This is a genomic window from Cupriavidus sp. PB-02 (genome assembly GCF_058252315.1).
The window spans coordinates 256,629-271,493 of the sequence record NZ_CM177695.1 but is presented as its reverse complement, the minus strand read 5'-3'; the positions used below and the strand labels follow the sequence as shown (position 1 = coordinate 271,493).

Genomic DNA, 14,865 nt, shown 5'->3' with positions numbered 1-14,865 from the left:
CTCCCGCAGGGCTTGCCTTTACCCACAACTTCCGGCGGCTTACTCGTTTTTCTGGAAGATCCGATACATTTCGGTGATTTCGTGCAGGGCGAGGAAGCCGCGCCACAGGACGGTGGCTCCCGGGGGATCGTCGTTTTTGCGACCCAGGTAGCCACCGAGCTTGGCGATCCAAAGGACAGCTTCGCTGAGTTTGGGCGCCTGCTCCGGTGGCTTGGTGGTGCCGTGCGTGCGGCAGTACAAAGCCCGCCATTCGAGCGATTGCAGTAGCACCGAGCAAGGGATATCGGCTTCGAGCCGGCCCAGCATGGTCGCGTACATAATGCGCCAGCCGATCACGGCGAACAGCGCCGTGGCCCGCAGGAACCGCTCCAGCGTCCCGAACTGCCGGGCCTCGATCTGGCAGCCACTTTTCAGGACACGATGCCAGGATTCAATGGTCCAGCGCCGGGCGTACCAGCTCAGCCGTTCGAGCACATCTTCCAGCGTTTGGGTGGGCATCGAACTGAGCAACATCCATTCGAGCGGCTCAACGCCTTCGGGCGGCTCGATTTCCAGCGCGTGAATGGCAAACACTTCGAGACTCGGTAGCCCCTCTGCACCGCGGCTGCGCGGCGCTCGCAGTTGGACCGGCACACAGCGCAAAGCCAGTCGGGCACTACGTGCCTGCCTGGCGCCGGACCTGGGCACGTGCAGTACGGTCTCCCCAAGTACAGGAGCCGCGGCAACCGTCTCCCACAGATACTTCTCTGGGTGGTCCACGCCCCGATTCCAGGCGGCCCGCACCAACCAGTCCACCCCCGCTGGGCGCGGCGCCAGAAACACGTCATACACATCGCCCTCGCGATCGCTGACGGCAACAAGGTGCGTGTCCGGACACTGCATCTTGAGCGGCTCAAGGCATTCCAGCCCCTCCAGCCACTTCACGCTTTCCTTCTCGCGAATGGACAGCGCCCGGCGCTGCCTGGCCTTGCCCGATGCTTGCGGCGCACGCACCCACGTCTTCATGCTCAACACGCCCAGTGGCAGGCCCTCAGGCGTCACCGCCAGCACGCTGTGCAACATGAATCCGTGCAAATTGCCGCCCGTGCCGTGACCAAGTCCCTCAGTCGCGGGCAAATTTGCCAGATTGAATTCCGTGGTGTCCTGCACCGTCAGGACGACAGGCACCTGCTGCATGCGACCCACGGTTTGAGCGACGTGGCTCGCCAGTATTCCGTCCGGGTCAACCGCCTCATTATCAAAGAAGCGATATGCCGCCTTGAGTTGGGCACCACTCAAGGCCTGCGGGAACGAAACATGGGCCTTTTGCGCCAGTCCGCGCGCCAATGCCACAAGGCGCTGCGTGCGACGTGCATCGCCCAACTGAGCGCCACCGAATTCGTCGCTGGCCCAATCTTCCAGATCTTCCGTATCAGGCAAAATTGCCACCACTGATTGTCAACTTCACCCGAAGTTAACACCGTCCAATCCGGTTTACAACCTTTCCTATCGAGATGTGGGTAAAGGCAAGCCCGCAGGGCGGGAGTGGGGTGGCCTTGTTCAGGCGGTGTCAGCAACGGCTGGCGCTGGAGCTATGGCCCAGCCCTCAGACCGCCACCTTCTTCATGATCTTCACCAGCTTGTGCCCATACGCCGGATCCGTGGCATAACCCGCGCGTTGCAGCCCATGTGCCGCTTCCTCGGCCGATGCCGCGCTCACCACCCCCGCATAGCGCGGGTTGGTGGTCAGCAGGCGCGCGTAGTCGGCACAGGCTTCGTCATACGAGCCATAGGCCCGGAACTTGGCCCGCACCTTCTGCGGCTGGCCGTCGACATATTCCGTGGTGGTGATCTCCGCCACACGCCCCTTCCAGTTCGCGCCAGCCTTGATGCCGAAGACGTTGAACGTGGTGGAGCCGTCCGCGTGCGTGATCTCGCGCTGGCCCCAGCCGGATTCCAGCGCGGCCTGGCCGACGATCAGCCGTGCCGGCACGCCGCTGGCGCGCGCGGCAGCCTCCGCCGGTGCGGCCATGCGAGCCACGAAGGCGCTGACATGCGCCGGCGCGTCGTCCGGGAGCCGGCCAAGCGAGTCTTCACCCTGGCCGCGGTCGGCATAGGACTGCGGCTGGTACTGGCGCAGGCCCGCCATGGGATTCCAGTTCTGCCCCGGCACGATGGTGCCGATGGCCGGAAGGTCGGCGAGTTCTCCGTTGTCGGAAGGCATGGCACCGGCGCCGCGGCTGTCCAGCAGGCGCGCCATCTCGGCATCCGCGGCCTTGCCCGACTCGGCCGGGCTCATCGCATTCATGCCGGCCGGCATCGGCGTGCCGGCCGCGCGCGCCAGCTGGCGCACCATCACCTCGGCCAGCCCAATCCCGCGCGACGACATCTGCTGCGCGAGCTGCTGGTCCATCATGGACATGTAGAGCTTGCTCTGCTCGTTGTCGAAGATGCCGTCCTGCGGCGTGGCGTCGCGCATGCTCTTGAGCACCATCTGCGTGAACACCGCCTCGAACTGCCTGGCCGCGGCCCGCAGCGTGCTGGCATCCGCGCCATTGCGGGCGCTGTGCTTGAGCGCCTCGAAGCCCTGCGTATCCAGCGCGAAGCGCTGCGTCAGCTCCGCCTGCGGAGGTAGTGCCGTGCTCATGTCAGATCACTTCGAGCTCTGCGCGCAGCGCACCGGCCGCGCGCATGGCTTCCAGGATGGTCTGAAGGTCGGCCGGGGTCGCGCCCAGCGCGTTCAGGCCTTTGACCACGGCGGCCAGCGACGCGCCCGCCTTGACCACCTGCAGCGAGCCACCCTGCTGCCGCATGTCGATCTGCGACACCGGCGCCACCACCGTCTGCCCGCCGCTGAATGGCGCGGGCTGGCTAATCACCGGCTGCGTGTTGATCACCACCGACAGGCTGCCGTGCGCCACCGCGCAGTCTTCCACCGTCACCGCCTGGTTCATCACGATCGAACCGGTGCGGGCGTTCAGGATGACCTTGGCGGCCGCCTTGGCGGGGGTCACGTCGAGATTCTCGATGCGGGCCAGGAAGCCCACGCGGGCCGCTGCCGAGGCCGGCGCGCGCACCTGCACCACGCGGCCGTCCAGCGCCGCGGCGACACCGCCGCCCATCGAACGGTTGATGGCTTCGACCACTCGCTCGGCGGTGCCGAAGTCGGTGTCCTTCAGTTCGAGGTTGAGCACGCCGCCGTCCGGCTGGAACGCCGCGACCGCGCGCTCGACGATGGCGCCGTTGGCGATGCGTCCCACCGCCAGCTGGTTGACCTGCACCTTGCTGCCGTTGGCCGACGCGCCCGCGCCGCCCACCAGCATATTCCCTTGCGCGATGGCATAGACCTGGCCGTCGGCGCCCTTGAGCGGCGTCATCAGCAGCGTGCCGCCGCGCAGGCTCTTGGCATTGCCCATCGACGACACCACCACGTCAAGCTGGCTGCCGGGCTGCGCAAAGGCCGGCAGCGAAGCCGTGACCATCACCGCGGCCACGTTCTTGAGCTGCATGTTCTTGCCGGCCGGCAGCGTGATCCCCAACTGCGAGAGCATGTTGGTCAGGCTCTGCGTAGTGAACGGCGTCTGCATGGTCTGGTCGCCGGTGTTGTCCAGGCCGACCACCAGGCCGTAGCCCACCAGCGGGTTCTCGCGTACGCCCTGGAAGGTGGCCAGGTTCTTCAGGCGCTCGGCCTTGGCGCCGGTGGCGAAGGCGCCGAACGCCACGCCGAGTGCCAGGCTGACCACGCTCACGCGCAGCAGGCGGGACAGGATATAGGCGAGCATGGAAGCGGACATGGCGCGGTCAGAACGGAGAAACATTGAGGAAGAAGCGCTGCAGCCAGCCCATGTTCTGCGCTTCGTCGATCACGCCCTTGGCGGTGTATTCGATGCGCGCATCGGCCACTTGCGTGGACAGCACGGCGTTGTCGCCGGTGATCGTGCGCGGGTTGACCACGCCCGAGAAGCGGATGAATTCGGCGCCCTGGTTGATGGCGAGCTGCTTCTCGCCCGAGACCACCAGGTTGCCGTTGGTCAGCACTTCCAGCACCGTCACGGTAATGGTGCCGTTGAAGGTATTGGCCGCGCTGGCGCCGCCGCTTGCCTTCATCGAATTGGCGCCGCTCATGTTGGCGTTCTGGCTCGCACCGAACAGCCCGCCGAGCGCGCGCGGCACCGCGTCGAACGCCAGCGCGCCGCTGCCGGTGCGGCTGGCGTTGGTGCCGGAATTCTTGCTGGCGTTGACGTTCTCGGTGATCAGGATCGTCAGGATATCGCCCACGTTGCGGGGACGGCGGTCCTCGAACAGCGGATTGCCAGCGTACGACGACTGGTAGATCGACCCGGAGGCCGGCCCCATCGGGCGCGGCTCGGCGCGCGCACTGGTGGGCAGTTGCACCAGCGGCTCGCGCGGCACCAGCGCGCAGCCGCCGCTGGCCAGCAATGCCACGCCGGCCAGGCAATACAGCGCACGCGCGCCCAGGCGGGAAAGCAAGGTGGCCATGTTCACTCCAATCAACCGAGCTGCGCCAGGCGCTGCAGCATCTGGTCGGACGACTGCACGGCCTTGCTGTTGATCTCGTACGCGCGCTGCGTCTGGATCATGCTGACCAGTTCTTCCACGACGTTGACGTTGGAGGACTCGACGTAGTTCTGCTGGACCGTGCCGGCGCCGTTCAGGCCGGGCACGGTGGTATTGGGCGCGCCCGAGGCGTCGGTCTGCACATACAGGTTCTCGCCCATGCTTTCCAGGCCGGCCGGGTTCATGAAGGTGGCCAGCTGCAGCTGCCCCACCTGCACGTTGGCGCTCGAGCCCGGCTGCGTCACCGACACCGTGCCGTCGCGCGCAACGGTTATCGTCTGCGTATTGGCCGGGAGGGTGATGGCGGGCTGGATCACGAAGCCGCTGGAGGTCACCAGCTGGCCGTTCTGGTCGACCTGGAACGAGCCGTCGCGGGTGTAGGCGGTGGTGCCGTCGGGCAGCGCCACCTGGAAGAAGCCCTGGCCGATGATGGCCACGTCCTTGGAATTGCCGGTCTGCTGCGGGTTGCCTTGCGTGTGGATGCGCTCGGTCGCGACCGGGCGCACGCCGGTGCCCAGCTGCATGCCCGAGGGCAGCGTGGTCTGGTCCGACGACAGCGCGCCGGGCTGGCGGATGGTCTGGTACATCAGTTCCTCGAACACCGCGCGGCCGCGCTTGAAGCCGTTGGTTGACACGTTGGCCAGGTTGTTCGAGATCACGTCCATCTGCGTCTGCTGCGCATCTAGGCCGGTCTTGGCAATCCAGAGAGAGCGGATCATGTTGGTCCTTGCTGGGGTCTTGTAAGGGCTTTGCTGGCCCGCTTGTCCGGGCCGCTGCGTCAGGCCATCAGTTGGTCGACAGCAGCTGGTTGGCGCGCTGGTCGTTGCTGTCCGCGCCCTGGATCATCTTCATCTGCATCTCGAAGCGGCGGGCATTGGCGATCATCTCGACCATTGCTTCGGTCGGATTGACGTTGCTGCCTTCCAGCGCGCCCGAGATCACGCGCACGGTGGGATCGGCTTCCAGCGCCTGCGCGCCGGCGCGCAGGCGGAACAGGCCGTCATCGCCGCGCGCGATGGCCTCGTTGGGCGGGTTGACCACGCGCAACCGGCCCACTTGCGCGAGACCTGCCGAGGCTTCGCCCGGGCCGCGCGCGGTGATGGTGCCATCGGTGCCGATGCTCACCTGCGAGCCCGGCGGCACCGCCAGCGGACCGCCATCGCCCATCACGGGCAGCCCGGTGATGGTCTGCACCTGCCCGTCCTGCGACACCTGCAGCGCGCCGGCGCGGGTGTAGGCCTCGCCGCCGTCGGGCGTCTGCACCACCAGCCAGCCGTTGCCCTGCAGCGCCACGTCGAGCGCGCGGCCGGTGTAGGTCAGCGGGCCGGCGCGCATGTCGGCGCCCGGCGTCGACGCCAGCGTGAAGGCGCGCGTGCCGGCCTCCGGCCCGACCACCGGCACCGCGCGGTACAGGTTGACCTGCGCGCGGAAGGCCGGGGTCGAGACGTTGGCCAGGTTGTTCGATACCGCCGCTTGCTGGTCGAGTATCTGCTTGGCGCCCGACAGGGCGGTGTAGATCATGCGGTCCATGGCGGCGGCTCAGCTCAGCGTGGCGATCACAGGTTGACCAGGGTCTGCATGACCGTGTCCTGCGCCTTGATGGTCTGCGCGTTGGCCTGGTAGTTGCGCTGCGCCACGATCAGGTTGACCAGCTGGCCGGACAGGTCCACGTTGGAGGCTTCCACCGCGTTCGAGCGCAGCGTGCCCATGCTGCCGCCGGCCACGCCCAGCAGGGCCTGGCCCGAGGAGCCGGTAGCGGACCAGGCGTTGTCGCCTTCCGGCTTCAGGCCTTCGACGTTGCCGAACGCGGCCATCACGATCTGGCCCAGCTTCTGGGTCTGCTCGTTGGAGTAGCTGCCGATGATGGTGCCGTCCGAATCCACGGAGTAGCCCAGCAGGCTGCCCGAGGTGTAGCCGTTCTGGACCAGCTGCTTGACGTCGTTGTCGGCGCCGAACTGCGTAGTGCCGGTCAGGTCCAGCTTCATGGCCATCGGTTGCGCGCCACCGGCGGCCGGCTGCGTCAGCGTGATGGCGCCGGCCGCGGGCGCTTGCAGTGCGCCGGCGTTGTCGAACGCCATCGTGAACGGCGCGCCACCGACCATATTGCCGTTGGCATCGGTCACGTACATGTTCCAGTCGGTGCCACCGGGAACCGTCGGGTGCGGCGGGACCGCGGGCGGGGGTGCGTCCGCGACCTTGGCGAAGTACGCCGTCAGCTGCTGCTTGTTGCCCAGCGAGTCATAGACGTTGATCGCCGTGCTGTAGTTGAACATGCTGGTGGTCGGCGGCGTGCCCGGCGCGCTGGCAAAGGGCGTGGCCGGCACCGTGCTGCGCGAATCCAGCTGGAACTTGGCCGTGATGGTGCTGGTGGCCTGCGGCGCCATCTGCGCGTTGCTGATCACCAGCGGCTGGGGCTGCACGCCGGCGCCGGCGGTCACGCCCGCCGGGTAGCCGGTGACCTGCAGGCCCTGCATGTTGGTGATGCGGCCGTCGTCCTGGCGCTGGAACTGGCCGTTGCGCGAGTAATAGATCGCGCCGTCCGGGCTGGTCATGCGGAAGAAGCCGTTGCCGTTGGTGATGGCGACGTCCAGCGAGCGGCCGGAGGCCTCGATATTGCCCTGGTTGAACGACTGCACCACCGAGTTCACGCGCACGCCCAGGCCGATCTTGCTGCCGGCGTAGACGTCGGCGAACTGCGCGGTGGACTGCTTGTAGCCAACCGTGTTCGCGTTGGCGATGTTGTTGCCAATCACATCCAGATTGGACGCGGCGGCGTTCAGGCCGCTTACCCCTTGACCGAAACCCATGGAAACCTTCCTTTGACTTAGCTGTCGTTGAAGCCGGCCCCGCGCTCGCGCGCGACCGGCGCCTGCGATTAGAGAATGCGGCGCACGTCGTCGACGTTGGCGGTCTGGCCATCGCCGAGATTGACCAGCACGCCGGTCGAGTCGCCGCTGATGCTCTGCACCTTGCCGTAGACCAGTGCCACCGGCTGCACCGAGGCGCCGTTGGCGGTGGCGGTGACCTTGAAGGTGTAGTCGCCGTCGGCCACGGCCACGCCCGCATTGTTCTTGCCGTCCCAGGGGATGTCGTGCACGCCCGCGGTCTGGCCCTTCATGTCGATGGTGCGCACCACGTTGCCATCCTTGTCCAGCACGTCGACGGTGACCGATTCGGCGGTCGACGGCAGGTCCACGCCGATCTTGCCCGGCACGCCGCCCTCGACCGAAACCTGCTTGCCCGGCACCATCACGGTGTGGCCGATCAGCGCGGCGGAGTCCATCGCGCGGCTGGCGCTGACCTGTGCCAGCAGCTGCGACAGCGTGGCGTTCATGGTCTGCATGCTGCTCACCGTGCTGATCTGCGCCAGCTGCGAGGTCAGCTGCGAGTTGTCCATCGGGTTGAGCGGATCCTGATTGTTCATCTGCGTGACGAGCATCTTCAGGAAATTTTCCTGCAGCTCGGAAGCGCTGGCGCTCCCGCTCTTGAGGGCGTCATTGATGCCCTGGGTGTTGCTGCTGACCGAGGAGGTGGTTGTCATGTGGCGGTCCGGCCCTTGCGTTCTGTACGATCTGTTGGAGGCAATCGGATGGAGAGGCTCGTCACTGGCCGATCGTCAGCGTCTTGAGCATCATGTTCTTGGCGGTGTTGAGCACTTCGACGTTAGCCTGGTAGGAGCGCGAGGCCGAGATCATGTTGACCATCTCTTCCACCGGGTTGACGTTGGGCATCACCACGTAGCCCTGGGCGTTGGCCATCGGGTGCGTAGGGTTGTGCACCATGCGGGGCGGCGACGGGTCTTCGGTGACGCCGGCTACCTGCACGCCGCCCACGTCGGTCTGGCCGGGTGTCGGCGCCATGCCGAACACGACCTGCTTGGCACGGTAGGCCTGCCCGTCTGGGCTGACCACGCTGTCGGCGTTGGCCAGGTTGGACGCGGTCACGTTCATGCGCTGCGACTGCGCGGCCATGGCCGAACCCGCGACGTCGAAGATGTTCATTGCCGGCATGCGCTCTCTCCTGACTGCTCGATTTATTGTTGGATGGCGGCCAGCATGGTCTTGATCCTGGAGTTCATCACCGTCAGGCCGGACTCGAAGTGCACGGCGTTGTCGGCGAAGGCCACGCGCTCGGTATCCATTTCCACGGTGTTGCCGTCCGCGCTGGACTGCAGCGGGATGCGGTAGGCCAGGTCGAACGCTTCGCGGCCCGGCGCCTGCGCGGGCAGGTGGCGCACCGAGGTGGTCGACAGCGACATCCCTTCGTTGCGATGACCGCGTTCGACGCTCTGCGCCAGCGTGCTCGAGAAATCGAAGTCGCGCGCCTTGTAGCCGGGCGTGTCCGCGTGCGCGATGTTGGAGGCAATCACCGACTGCCGCTGGTTGCGCAGGCTCAGCGCTTCCTGCTGGAAGCGTAGCGCTGCGTCGAGTCTGTCAATCATCCTGGCATCTCCCTGCTTACGGAACGTAAGCGAACACCAAACTAGCGAATAGCGAAGGGACGACCTTCTTCAGGGTTGCCATCTTAGGCGGGGCCTTGTCACGCCAATCGGATGAATAAGGACGGGAAATCCGTGCATTTCGGCCCGCCCTCGCGCGAGGGGCTGCCTACAATCGGAACCCGATGACTGATGTAGACGGGGTGTGCGGCCAATCACGGGGCAGCGCGCCAGGCATGCCAGCGCAGGCCGTGCCGTCCTTGCCGGGAAGTACAGATGAACCCCAACCGCCGCACTCTCCGCCGCTATCTCCGCCGCCATGGCCGCAGCAAGATGCAAGCCCTGCTGACGGCCTGCCTGCTGTGCACCGCCGCGGCCACCGGCGCCGCGCCGGCGCAGGTGACGCCTGTCGCCATGCAGGCGCCGGCCGGCCAGGCCGCCGGCGCTGCCAGCCCCTTTACCGAGGACCCGGCGCGCGTCGCCGTCGAACGCTTCCTGCTGCAGCAGACCGCCGGCCTGCCGGGCAAGGTCAGTGTGCAGGTGGCGCCGCCTTCGGGCGGCCGCGCGCCGGATTGCGTCGCGCCCGATCCCTTCCTGCCCGCCGGCGCATCGCCTTGGGGCCGGGTCTCGGTGGGCGTGCGCTGCGGCGGCGAGCGGCCGTGGGTGCGCTACATGCAGGCGCGCGTCTCGGTGCTGACCGACTATTACGTCGCCGCGCGCGCACTGGGCCCGGGCGAACCGGTCGGCCACGCCGATATCGAAGTGCGCCAGGGCGACCTGGCCACGCTGCCGCGCGCGGTGATCACCGATCCGGCGCAGCTCGCCGGCGCGATCACCACCAACCGCATCGCCGCCGGCTCGCCGCTGCGCGCCGACCTGCTGCGCAAGGCCATCGCCGTGCGCCAGGGCCAGACCGTTACCGTGGCCGTGGAGGGCGACGCCTTCCAGATCACCAGCGAAGGCAAGGTGCTGGCCGACGCTGCCACCGGCAACACCGTGCAGGTGCGCCTGCGCAACGGGCAGGTGGTCAACGGCCTGGTGCGCAGCGGCGACACGGTCGTGCTGCAGTAGCCCCTAGGAAAGTGCCTTAATCGTGGCCAACAGGCTGGAACCAGGCGGCGCCCGGCGTGCGAAAATGCCGCCGGCCCTGCCGCAGCGCGAATCCGGGGCACCAGCCCCTAAAGATTTCGCAGCCGCGGCCGTAATGCCATAGGAAACCAGCAAGGAACGCCCGTGAAGATCAACCACTCCACCTCGTCCCGGCCCGCCGACGCTCCCGCGGGCGACGCCGCCGCCCGGCCCCAGGCCGCGCCGGCCAGCGCCGCCGCGCCGTCCGCCGGCCTGAGCGTCAGCCCGCTGGCCGCCCAGGTGCGCGAGATCAGCGCCCGCCTGACGCAGGAAACCGACGACGATATCGATACCGCCAAGGTCGAAGAGATCCGCCAGGCCATTGCCGAAGGCCGGATCAAGATCGACCCGGGCAAGATTGCCGACGGCCTGCTCGCCACCCTGCGCGAGCTCGGCCAGGCCGACCCGACCTAGTCCACTGAATCATTGAAATGGTCGGTGAAGGACATGTCAGGCGGGATTCAGCGCTAAGGGCAAAGCGCAGCAATAGCACAGCTATTGCGAGCATTTGCAACGACGCGAGGTGCCCGCCTGACATGGCAGGCACCGACCAATTTCAGTGATTTAGTGGACCTACCCATCATGAGCCAGAGCCTGATCCAGTCCCTGCAGCGCGAAACCGAAGCCATCCAGGCCTTCGGCCAACTCCTCACCGAAGAACGCGACGCTCTCAAGCGCGGCGACTTCCAGTCCCTCAGCGAACTGCTGACGCGCAAGGTAGAACTGGGCCAGGCCCTCTCCCGCCAAGTCAGGGCCCGCGAAGCCCAGATGGGCGCGCACGGCCTGCGCGCCGGCCCCGAAGGCCAGTTGCTCGGCCGCCAGATCGACCCGGCAGTCGCCGCCGCCTGGCGCAAGCTCATCTTCGCCACACGCGCCACGCGCGACGGCAATGCCCTGAACGGCGCCGTCATCAGCGCGCATCTCGACTTCACCCGCGAAGCGATCCAGGCACTGCGCCAGCATGGCGGTGGTGATGCGGGGTTGTATGGGAAGGATGGGAAGGCGGCGGCGGGGGTTGGTGGGGTCAGTCTGGCGGCAGGCTAGCGTCAAAAGCAGGTTGTGGCTTTGGGTGCTCCAGCAGCACCCGAGCTAGCCTAAGCAAGGTGTTCTCCCTCTCCCCTCAGGGCTTGCCTTTACCCACATCTCGATAGGAAAGGTTGTAAACCGGATTGGACGGTGTTAACTTCGGGTGAAGTTGACAATCAGTGGTGGCAATTTTGCCTGATACGGAAGATCTGGAAGATTGGGCCAGCGACGAATTCGGTGGCGCTCAGTTGGGCGATGCACGTCGCACGCAGCGCCTTGTGGCATTGGCGCGCGGACTGGCGCAAAAGGCCCATGTTTCGTTCCCGCAGGCCTTGAGTGGTGCCCAACTCAAGGCGGCATATCGCTTCTTTGATAATGAGGCGGTTGACCCGGACGGAATACTGGCGAGCCACGTCGCTCAAACCGTGGGTCGCATGCAGCAGGTGCCTGTCGTCCTGACGGTGCAGGACACCACGGAATTCAATCTGGCAAATTTGCCCGCGACTGAGGGACTTGGTCACGGCACGGGCGGCAATTTGCACGGATTCATGTTGCACAGCGTGCTGGCGGTGACGCCTGAGGGCCTGCCACTGGGCGTGTTGAGCATGAAGACGTGGGTGCGTGCGCCGCAAGCATCGGGCAAGGCCAGGCAGCGCCGGGCGCTGTCCATTCGCGAGAAGGAAAGCGTGAAGTGGCTGGAGGGGCTGGAATGCCTTGAGCCGCTCAAGATGCAGTGTCCGGACACGCACCTTGTTGCCGTCAGCGATCGCGAGGGCGATGTGTATGACGTGTTTCTGGCGCCGCGCCCAGCGGGGGTGGACTGGTTGGTGCGGGCCGCCTGGAATCGGGGCGTGGACCACCCAGAGAAGTATCTGTGGGAGACGGTTGCCGCGGCTCCTGTACTTGGGGAGACCGTACTGCACGTGCCCAGGTCCGGCGCCAGGCAGGCACGTAGTGCCCGACTGGCTTTGCGCTGTGTGCCGGTCCAACTGCGAGCGCCGCGCAGCCGCGGTGCAGAGGGGCTACCGAGTCTCGAAGTGTTTGCCATTCACGCGCTGGAAATCGAGCCGCCCGAAGGCGTTGAGCCGCTCGAATGGATGTTGCTCAGTTCGATGCCCACCCAAACGCTGGAAGATGTGCTCGAACGGCTGAGCTGGTACGCCCGGCGCTGGACCATTGAATCCTGGCATCGTGTCCTGAAAAGTGGCTGCCAGATCGAGGCCCGGCAGTTCGGGACGCTGGAGCGGTTCCTGCGGGCCACGGCGCTGTTCGCCGTGATCGGCTGGCGCATTATGTACGCGACCATGCTGGGCCGGCTCGAAGCCGATATCCCTTGCTCGGTGCTACTGCAATCGCTCGAATGGCGGGCTTTGTACTGCCGCACGCACGGCACCACCAAGCCACCGGAGCAGGCGCCCAAACTCAGCGAAGCTGTCCTTTGGATCGCCAAGCTCGGTGGCTACCTGGGTCGCAAAAACGACGATCCCCCGGGAGCCACCGTCCTGTGGCGCGGCTTCCTCGCCCTGCACGAAATCACCGAAATGTATCGGATCTTCCAGAAAAACGAGTAAGCCGCCGGAAGTTGTGGGTAAAGGCAAGCCTCAGGGGGAGAGGGGAGTCCCACAACGGCAAAATTGACGCCGCACTTCGGTATCAAGGTCTACCGAAACCCCACCACGACCTCATTACTCTTGCCCTGCAACACCGGCACCAGGCCCCCCTGCCCCGGCACCCGGAACGCAAACACAAAACCCTTGGTCGCGTCATCCCCGGAGAACGCATCCGTCTTCCCTTCGGCCTGCGGCAGCAACACGCAGCGCTGCGCATTGCAGAGATACGCCTGCAGTTCCACAGGTGGCGTCTTGGCAAAGCTGTAGCGCCAGCGCACGGAAGTAATGACGCCTTCGGACTGGGGTAACACCCCGGTGGGTTGGATCGGCGGCGACACTACACGCTGCCCGCGGCCGTATAGCGCGGGGCCATTGACCGAACCGATCCACGCATGACGGGTTCCGCCATCCTGCGCAGCCCATGCGCAACACGACACTGCGGCAAGCATCAAGCAAGCGCCGCGCACGGCGCCGACCAACACCCGCATCACAACATCCCGCGCAACTGGTTCCGCAACCGCGTAATCGCCTGCCCGCGGATCTGGCACACGCGCGACTCGGTCACATCGAGCACCGCGCCGATCTCGCGCAGGTTCAGCTCCTGGTCGTAACACAGCGACAGCACCAGCTTCTCGCGCTCAGGCAGGCGATCGATGGCGCGGATCAGCGCTTCGCGCATGCCGCTTTCCATCAGCACGGTCAGCGGGTTGCCGTCATCGCTGCCGCCGAGATGGCGATCGAGGAAGTCTTCTTCGCCAGAGCGTTCGAAATCCTCGTAATGCAACAACTGGCAACCATAGACTTCGTTGAGCAGTTGCTGGTATTCGTTTAGCCCCATCTCCATGGCCTCGGCCACTTCGGAGTCCAGCGGCGTGCGCCCGAGCTTCTGCTCCAGCCCGCGCTGGGTGCGTTCGATGCGGCGCGTGAACTGGCGCAGGCTGCGCGACTGCCAGTCGTTGGCGCGCACCTCGTCGAGCATGGCACCGCGGATGCGCTGGCTGGCATAGGTCTCGAAGCGCGCGCCGTGCGTGTCTTCATAGCGCTTGGCAGCGTCGAGCAGGCCGATCATGCCGGCCTGGATCAGGTCGTCGATCTGCACGCTGGCGGGCAGCTTGGCGGCGAGTTGCAGGGCGATGCGCCGCACCAGCTGTGCGTGCGCCTTGACCACATCGGCCTGTTCGAGCTTTCCCTGGATCGTGTACATGGTGCAATTCTCGTGGATGCTGGATTGCTGGACCGGCACGCCATATGGCGGCCGGCTGGCTCAGGGTCCGGTTCGGTTGGTTGGCATGGGGCGGGCTCAGGCCATCGCGGGCGCCGCGGCAGGTGCGGGCGTATCGGCGCGCAGCGGCCAGCCGCCGATACTGCCGGCGGTGCGGCGCAGCGCGGTGGTGGCGGGCGCGGCCGGAAAGGCTTCGACCACGCAGCGCCCCAGTTGCAAGCCACGGGCCACCAGCGGATCGGCCGGCAGCCAGCCCGCGCAGATCGCCTCTACGCCCAGGTACTGGCCGGCGGTGCGCGCCAGGTTGCGCATGATCGCCTGCACGGCGGCTTCGGTCGCCGCCATGTTGACGATCAGGTGGAAGCGCCGCCATGCGTACAGGTGATGCAGGCGCTTGATGCAGGCGTACGCGGCGGTGATCGACGCCAGCTCCGGGCGCATCACGATCAGCACGTTGTGCGCACCGCCCGCGAATGGCGACAGCCCACCGTCGGCATCGGCTGCCGCATCGACCAGCACGCTGCGAAAGGCGGCCAGCGCCGACGCCGGCAAGTCCAGGCTGGCGCGCTGCCGGCCCGCCGGCAGCAGCGATACTGCAGCGCTGGTACCCGCGCCCGCGGCGGCTTCCAGCGGCATGCGCCCGTCCTGCACGTCGGCGAGGGTCCCTGCCGGGGCGGCGCCGGCCAAGCGCGTCGCGCGCGCCGTAGCCGGGTCTTCGTCGAGCAGCAGCACGCGTTCGCCCTGCATCGCCAGCGCATGCGACAGCCCCAGTGCCACCGTGGTGGCACCGGCGCCGCGCTCGCTGGCGACCACGGCGATGCGGCGGGTCGTGCGCGGGGCCAGCATCCGGCGCAGGCTTTCAGCCTGGTCCATGGCGAGTGCGC

17 protein-coding genes are annotated in these 14,865 nt (G+C 66.8%); 4 read left to right on the top strand and 13 right to left on the bottom strand.

Features of this window, described 5'->3' with window-relative positions; genetic code table 11:
- Positions 1 to 39: 39 nt before the first annotated feature.
- From AC10V3_RS21930 to flgB, 10 genes are all read right to left on the bottom strand, one after another.
- Positions 40 to 1,431 (bottom strand): IS4 family transposase, encoded by a 1,392-nt coding sequence (locus AC10V3_RS21930; RefSeq protein WP_022535542.1) that lies wholly within the window; start codon positions 1,429 to 1,431, stop codon positions 40 to 42.
- A 154-nt stretch (positions 1,432 to 1,585) separates the two neighbouring features.
- The gene (gene flgJ / locus AC10V3_RS21925) at positions 1,586 to 2,626 is read right to left on the bottom strand and encodes a flagellar assembly peptidoglycan hydrolase FlgJ (protein WP_022537484.1); all 1,041 of its coding nucleotides are present in this window, start codon (positions 2,624 to 2,626) and stop codon (positions 1,586 to 1,588) included.
- Position 2,627: 1 nt separating this feature from the next.
- Positions 2,628 to 3,773 (bottom strand): flagellar basal body P-ring protein FlgI, encoded by a 1,146-nt coding sequence (locus AC10V3_RS21920; RefSeq protein WP_022537483.1) that lies wholly within the window; start codon positions 3,771 to 3,773, stop codon positions 2,628 to 2,630.
- A 7-nt stretch (positions 3,774 to 3,780) separates the two neighbouring features.
- Positions 3,781 to 4,479, bottom strand: a complete 699-nt coding sequence (flgH, locus tag AC10V3_RS21915) for a flagellar basal body L-ring protein FlgH (protein ID WP_022537482.1) — start codon at positions 4,477 to 4,479, stop codon at positions 3,781 to 3,783.
- A gap of 11 nt (positions 4,480 to 4,490) precedes the next feature.
- Positions 4,491 to 5,276 carry a flagellar basal-body rod protein FlgG gene (flgG, locus tag AC10V3_RS21910; RefSeq protein ID WP_022537481.1) on the bottom strand — a complete coding sequence of 262 codons (786 nt, stop codon included), beginning with the start codon at positions 5,274 to 5,276 and terminating at the stop codon, positions 4,491 to 4,493.
- A gap of 67 nt (positions 5,277 to 5,343) precedes the next feature.
- The gene (gene flgF, locus AC10V3_RS21905) at positions 5,344 to 6,087 is read right to left on the bottom strand and encodes a flagellar basal-body rod protein FlgF (protein WP_022537480.1); all 744 of its coding nucleotides are present in this window, start codon (positions 6,085 to 6,087) and stop codon (positions 5,344 to 5,346) included.
- 26 nt (positions 6,088 to 6,113) lie between these two features.
- Positions 6,114 to 7,364 carry a flagellar hook protein FlgE gene (flgE, locus tag AC10V3_RS21900; protein ID WP_490924015.1) on the bottom strand — a complete coding sequence of 417 codons (1,251 nt, stop codon included), beginning with the start codon at positions 7,362 to 7,364 and terminating at the stop codon, positions 6,114 to 6,116.
- 68 nt (positions 7,365 to 7,432) lie between these two features.
- Positions 7,433 to 8,098 (bottom strand): flagellar hook assembly protein FlgD, encoded by a 666-nt coding sequence (gene flgD / locus AC10V3_RS21895; RefSeq protein ID WP_022537478.1) that lies wholly within the window; start codon positions 8,096 to 8,098, stop codon positions 7,433 to 7,435.
- A 61-nt stretch (positions 8,099 to 8,159) separates the two neighbouring features.
- Positions 8,160 to 8,567 carry a flagellar basal body rod protein FlgC gene (gene flgC / locus AC10V3_RS21890; RefSeq protein WP_022537477.1) on the bottom strand — a complete coding sequence of 136 codons (408 nt, stop codon included), beginning with the start codon at positions 8,565 to 8,567 and terminating at the stop codon, positions 8,160 to 8,162.
- Positions 8,568 to 8,590: 23 nt separating this feature from the next.
- Positions 8,591 to 8,998, bottom strand: a complete 408-nt coding sequence (gene flgB, locus AC10V3_RS21885; protein ID WP_022537476.1) for a flagellar basal body rod protein FlgB — start codon at positions 8,996 to 8,998, stop codon at positions 8,591 to 8,593.
- Positions 8,999 to 9,328: 330 nt separating this feature from the next.
- On the opposite strand from flgB, the gene flgA reads away from it, so the two are divergent.
- The 4 genes from flgA to AC10V3_RS21865 all read left to right on the top strand — a co-directional run bounded on the left by flgA (position 9,329) and on the right by AC10V3_RS21865 (position 12,720).
- Entirely contained in the window at positions 9,329 to 10,066 is a 738-nt protein-coding gene (flgA, locus tag AC10V3_RS21880) for a flagellar basal body P-ring formation chaperone FlgA (RefSeq protein ID WP_051369991.1), read from the top strand.
- Positions 10,067 to 10,228: 162 nt separating this feature from the next.
- Positions 10,229 to 10,537 (top strand): flagellar biosynthesis anti-sigma factor FlgM, encoded by a 309-nt coding sequence (flgM, locus tag AC10V3_RS21875; RefSeq protein ID WP_022537474.1) that lies wholly within the window; start codon positions 10,229 to 10,231, stop codon positions 10,535 to 10,537.
- A gap of 168 nt (positions 10,538 to 10,705) precedes the next feature.
- On the top strand, positions 10,706 to 11,167 hold the full coding sequence (locus AC10V3_RS21870) for a flagella synthesis protein FlgN (RefSeq protein WP_490924014.1): 462 nt from the start codon (positions 10,706 to 10,708) through the stop codon (positions 11,165 to 11,167).
- 161 nt (positions 11,168 to 11,328) lie between these two features.
- Complete coding sequence (locus AC10V3_RS21865; RefSeq protein WP_022535542.1) at positions 11,329 to 12,720, top strand: IS4 family transposase; 1,392 nt, start codon at positions 11,329 to 11,331, stop codon at positions 12,718 to 12,720.
- Positions 12,721 to 12,809: 89 nt separating this feature from the next.
- Here the strand turns inward: AC10V3_RS21865 and AC10V3_RS21860 are convergent, their stop codons facing one another.
- The 3 genes from AC10V3_RS21860 to AC10V3_RS21850 all read right to left on the bottom strand — a co-directional run bounded on the left by AC10V3_RS21860 (position 12,810) and on the right by AC10V3_RS21850 (position 14,854).
- Entirely contained in the window at positions 12,810 to 13,247 is a 438-nt protein-coding gene (locus tag AC10V3_RS21860; RefSeq protein WP_022537471.1) for a flagellar protein FlhE, read from the bottom strand.
- Positions 13,247 to 13,963, bottom strand: coding sequence for an RNA polymerase sigma factor FliA (locus tag AC10V3_RS21855; protein WP_490924013.1), 717 nt, complete (start codon positions 13,961 to 13,963; stop codon positions 13,247 to 13,249). Before AC10V3_RS21855 ends, AC10V3_RS21860 begins: the two co-directional genes overlap by 1 nt.
- Before the next feature lie 96 nt (positions 13,964 to 14,059).
- Positions 14,060 to 14,854: a MinD/ParA family ATP-binding protein gene (locus AC10V3_RS21850; RefSeq protein WP_022537469.1), complete on the bottom strand. Its 795-nt coding sequence runs from the start codon at positions 14,852 to 14,854 to the stop codon at positions 14,060 to 14,062.
- Positions 14,855 to 14,865: the final 11 nt, after the last annotated feature.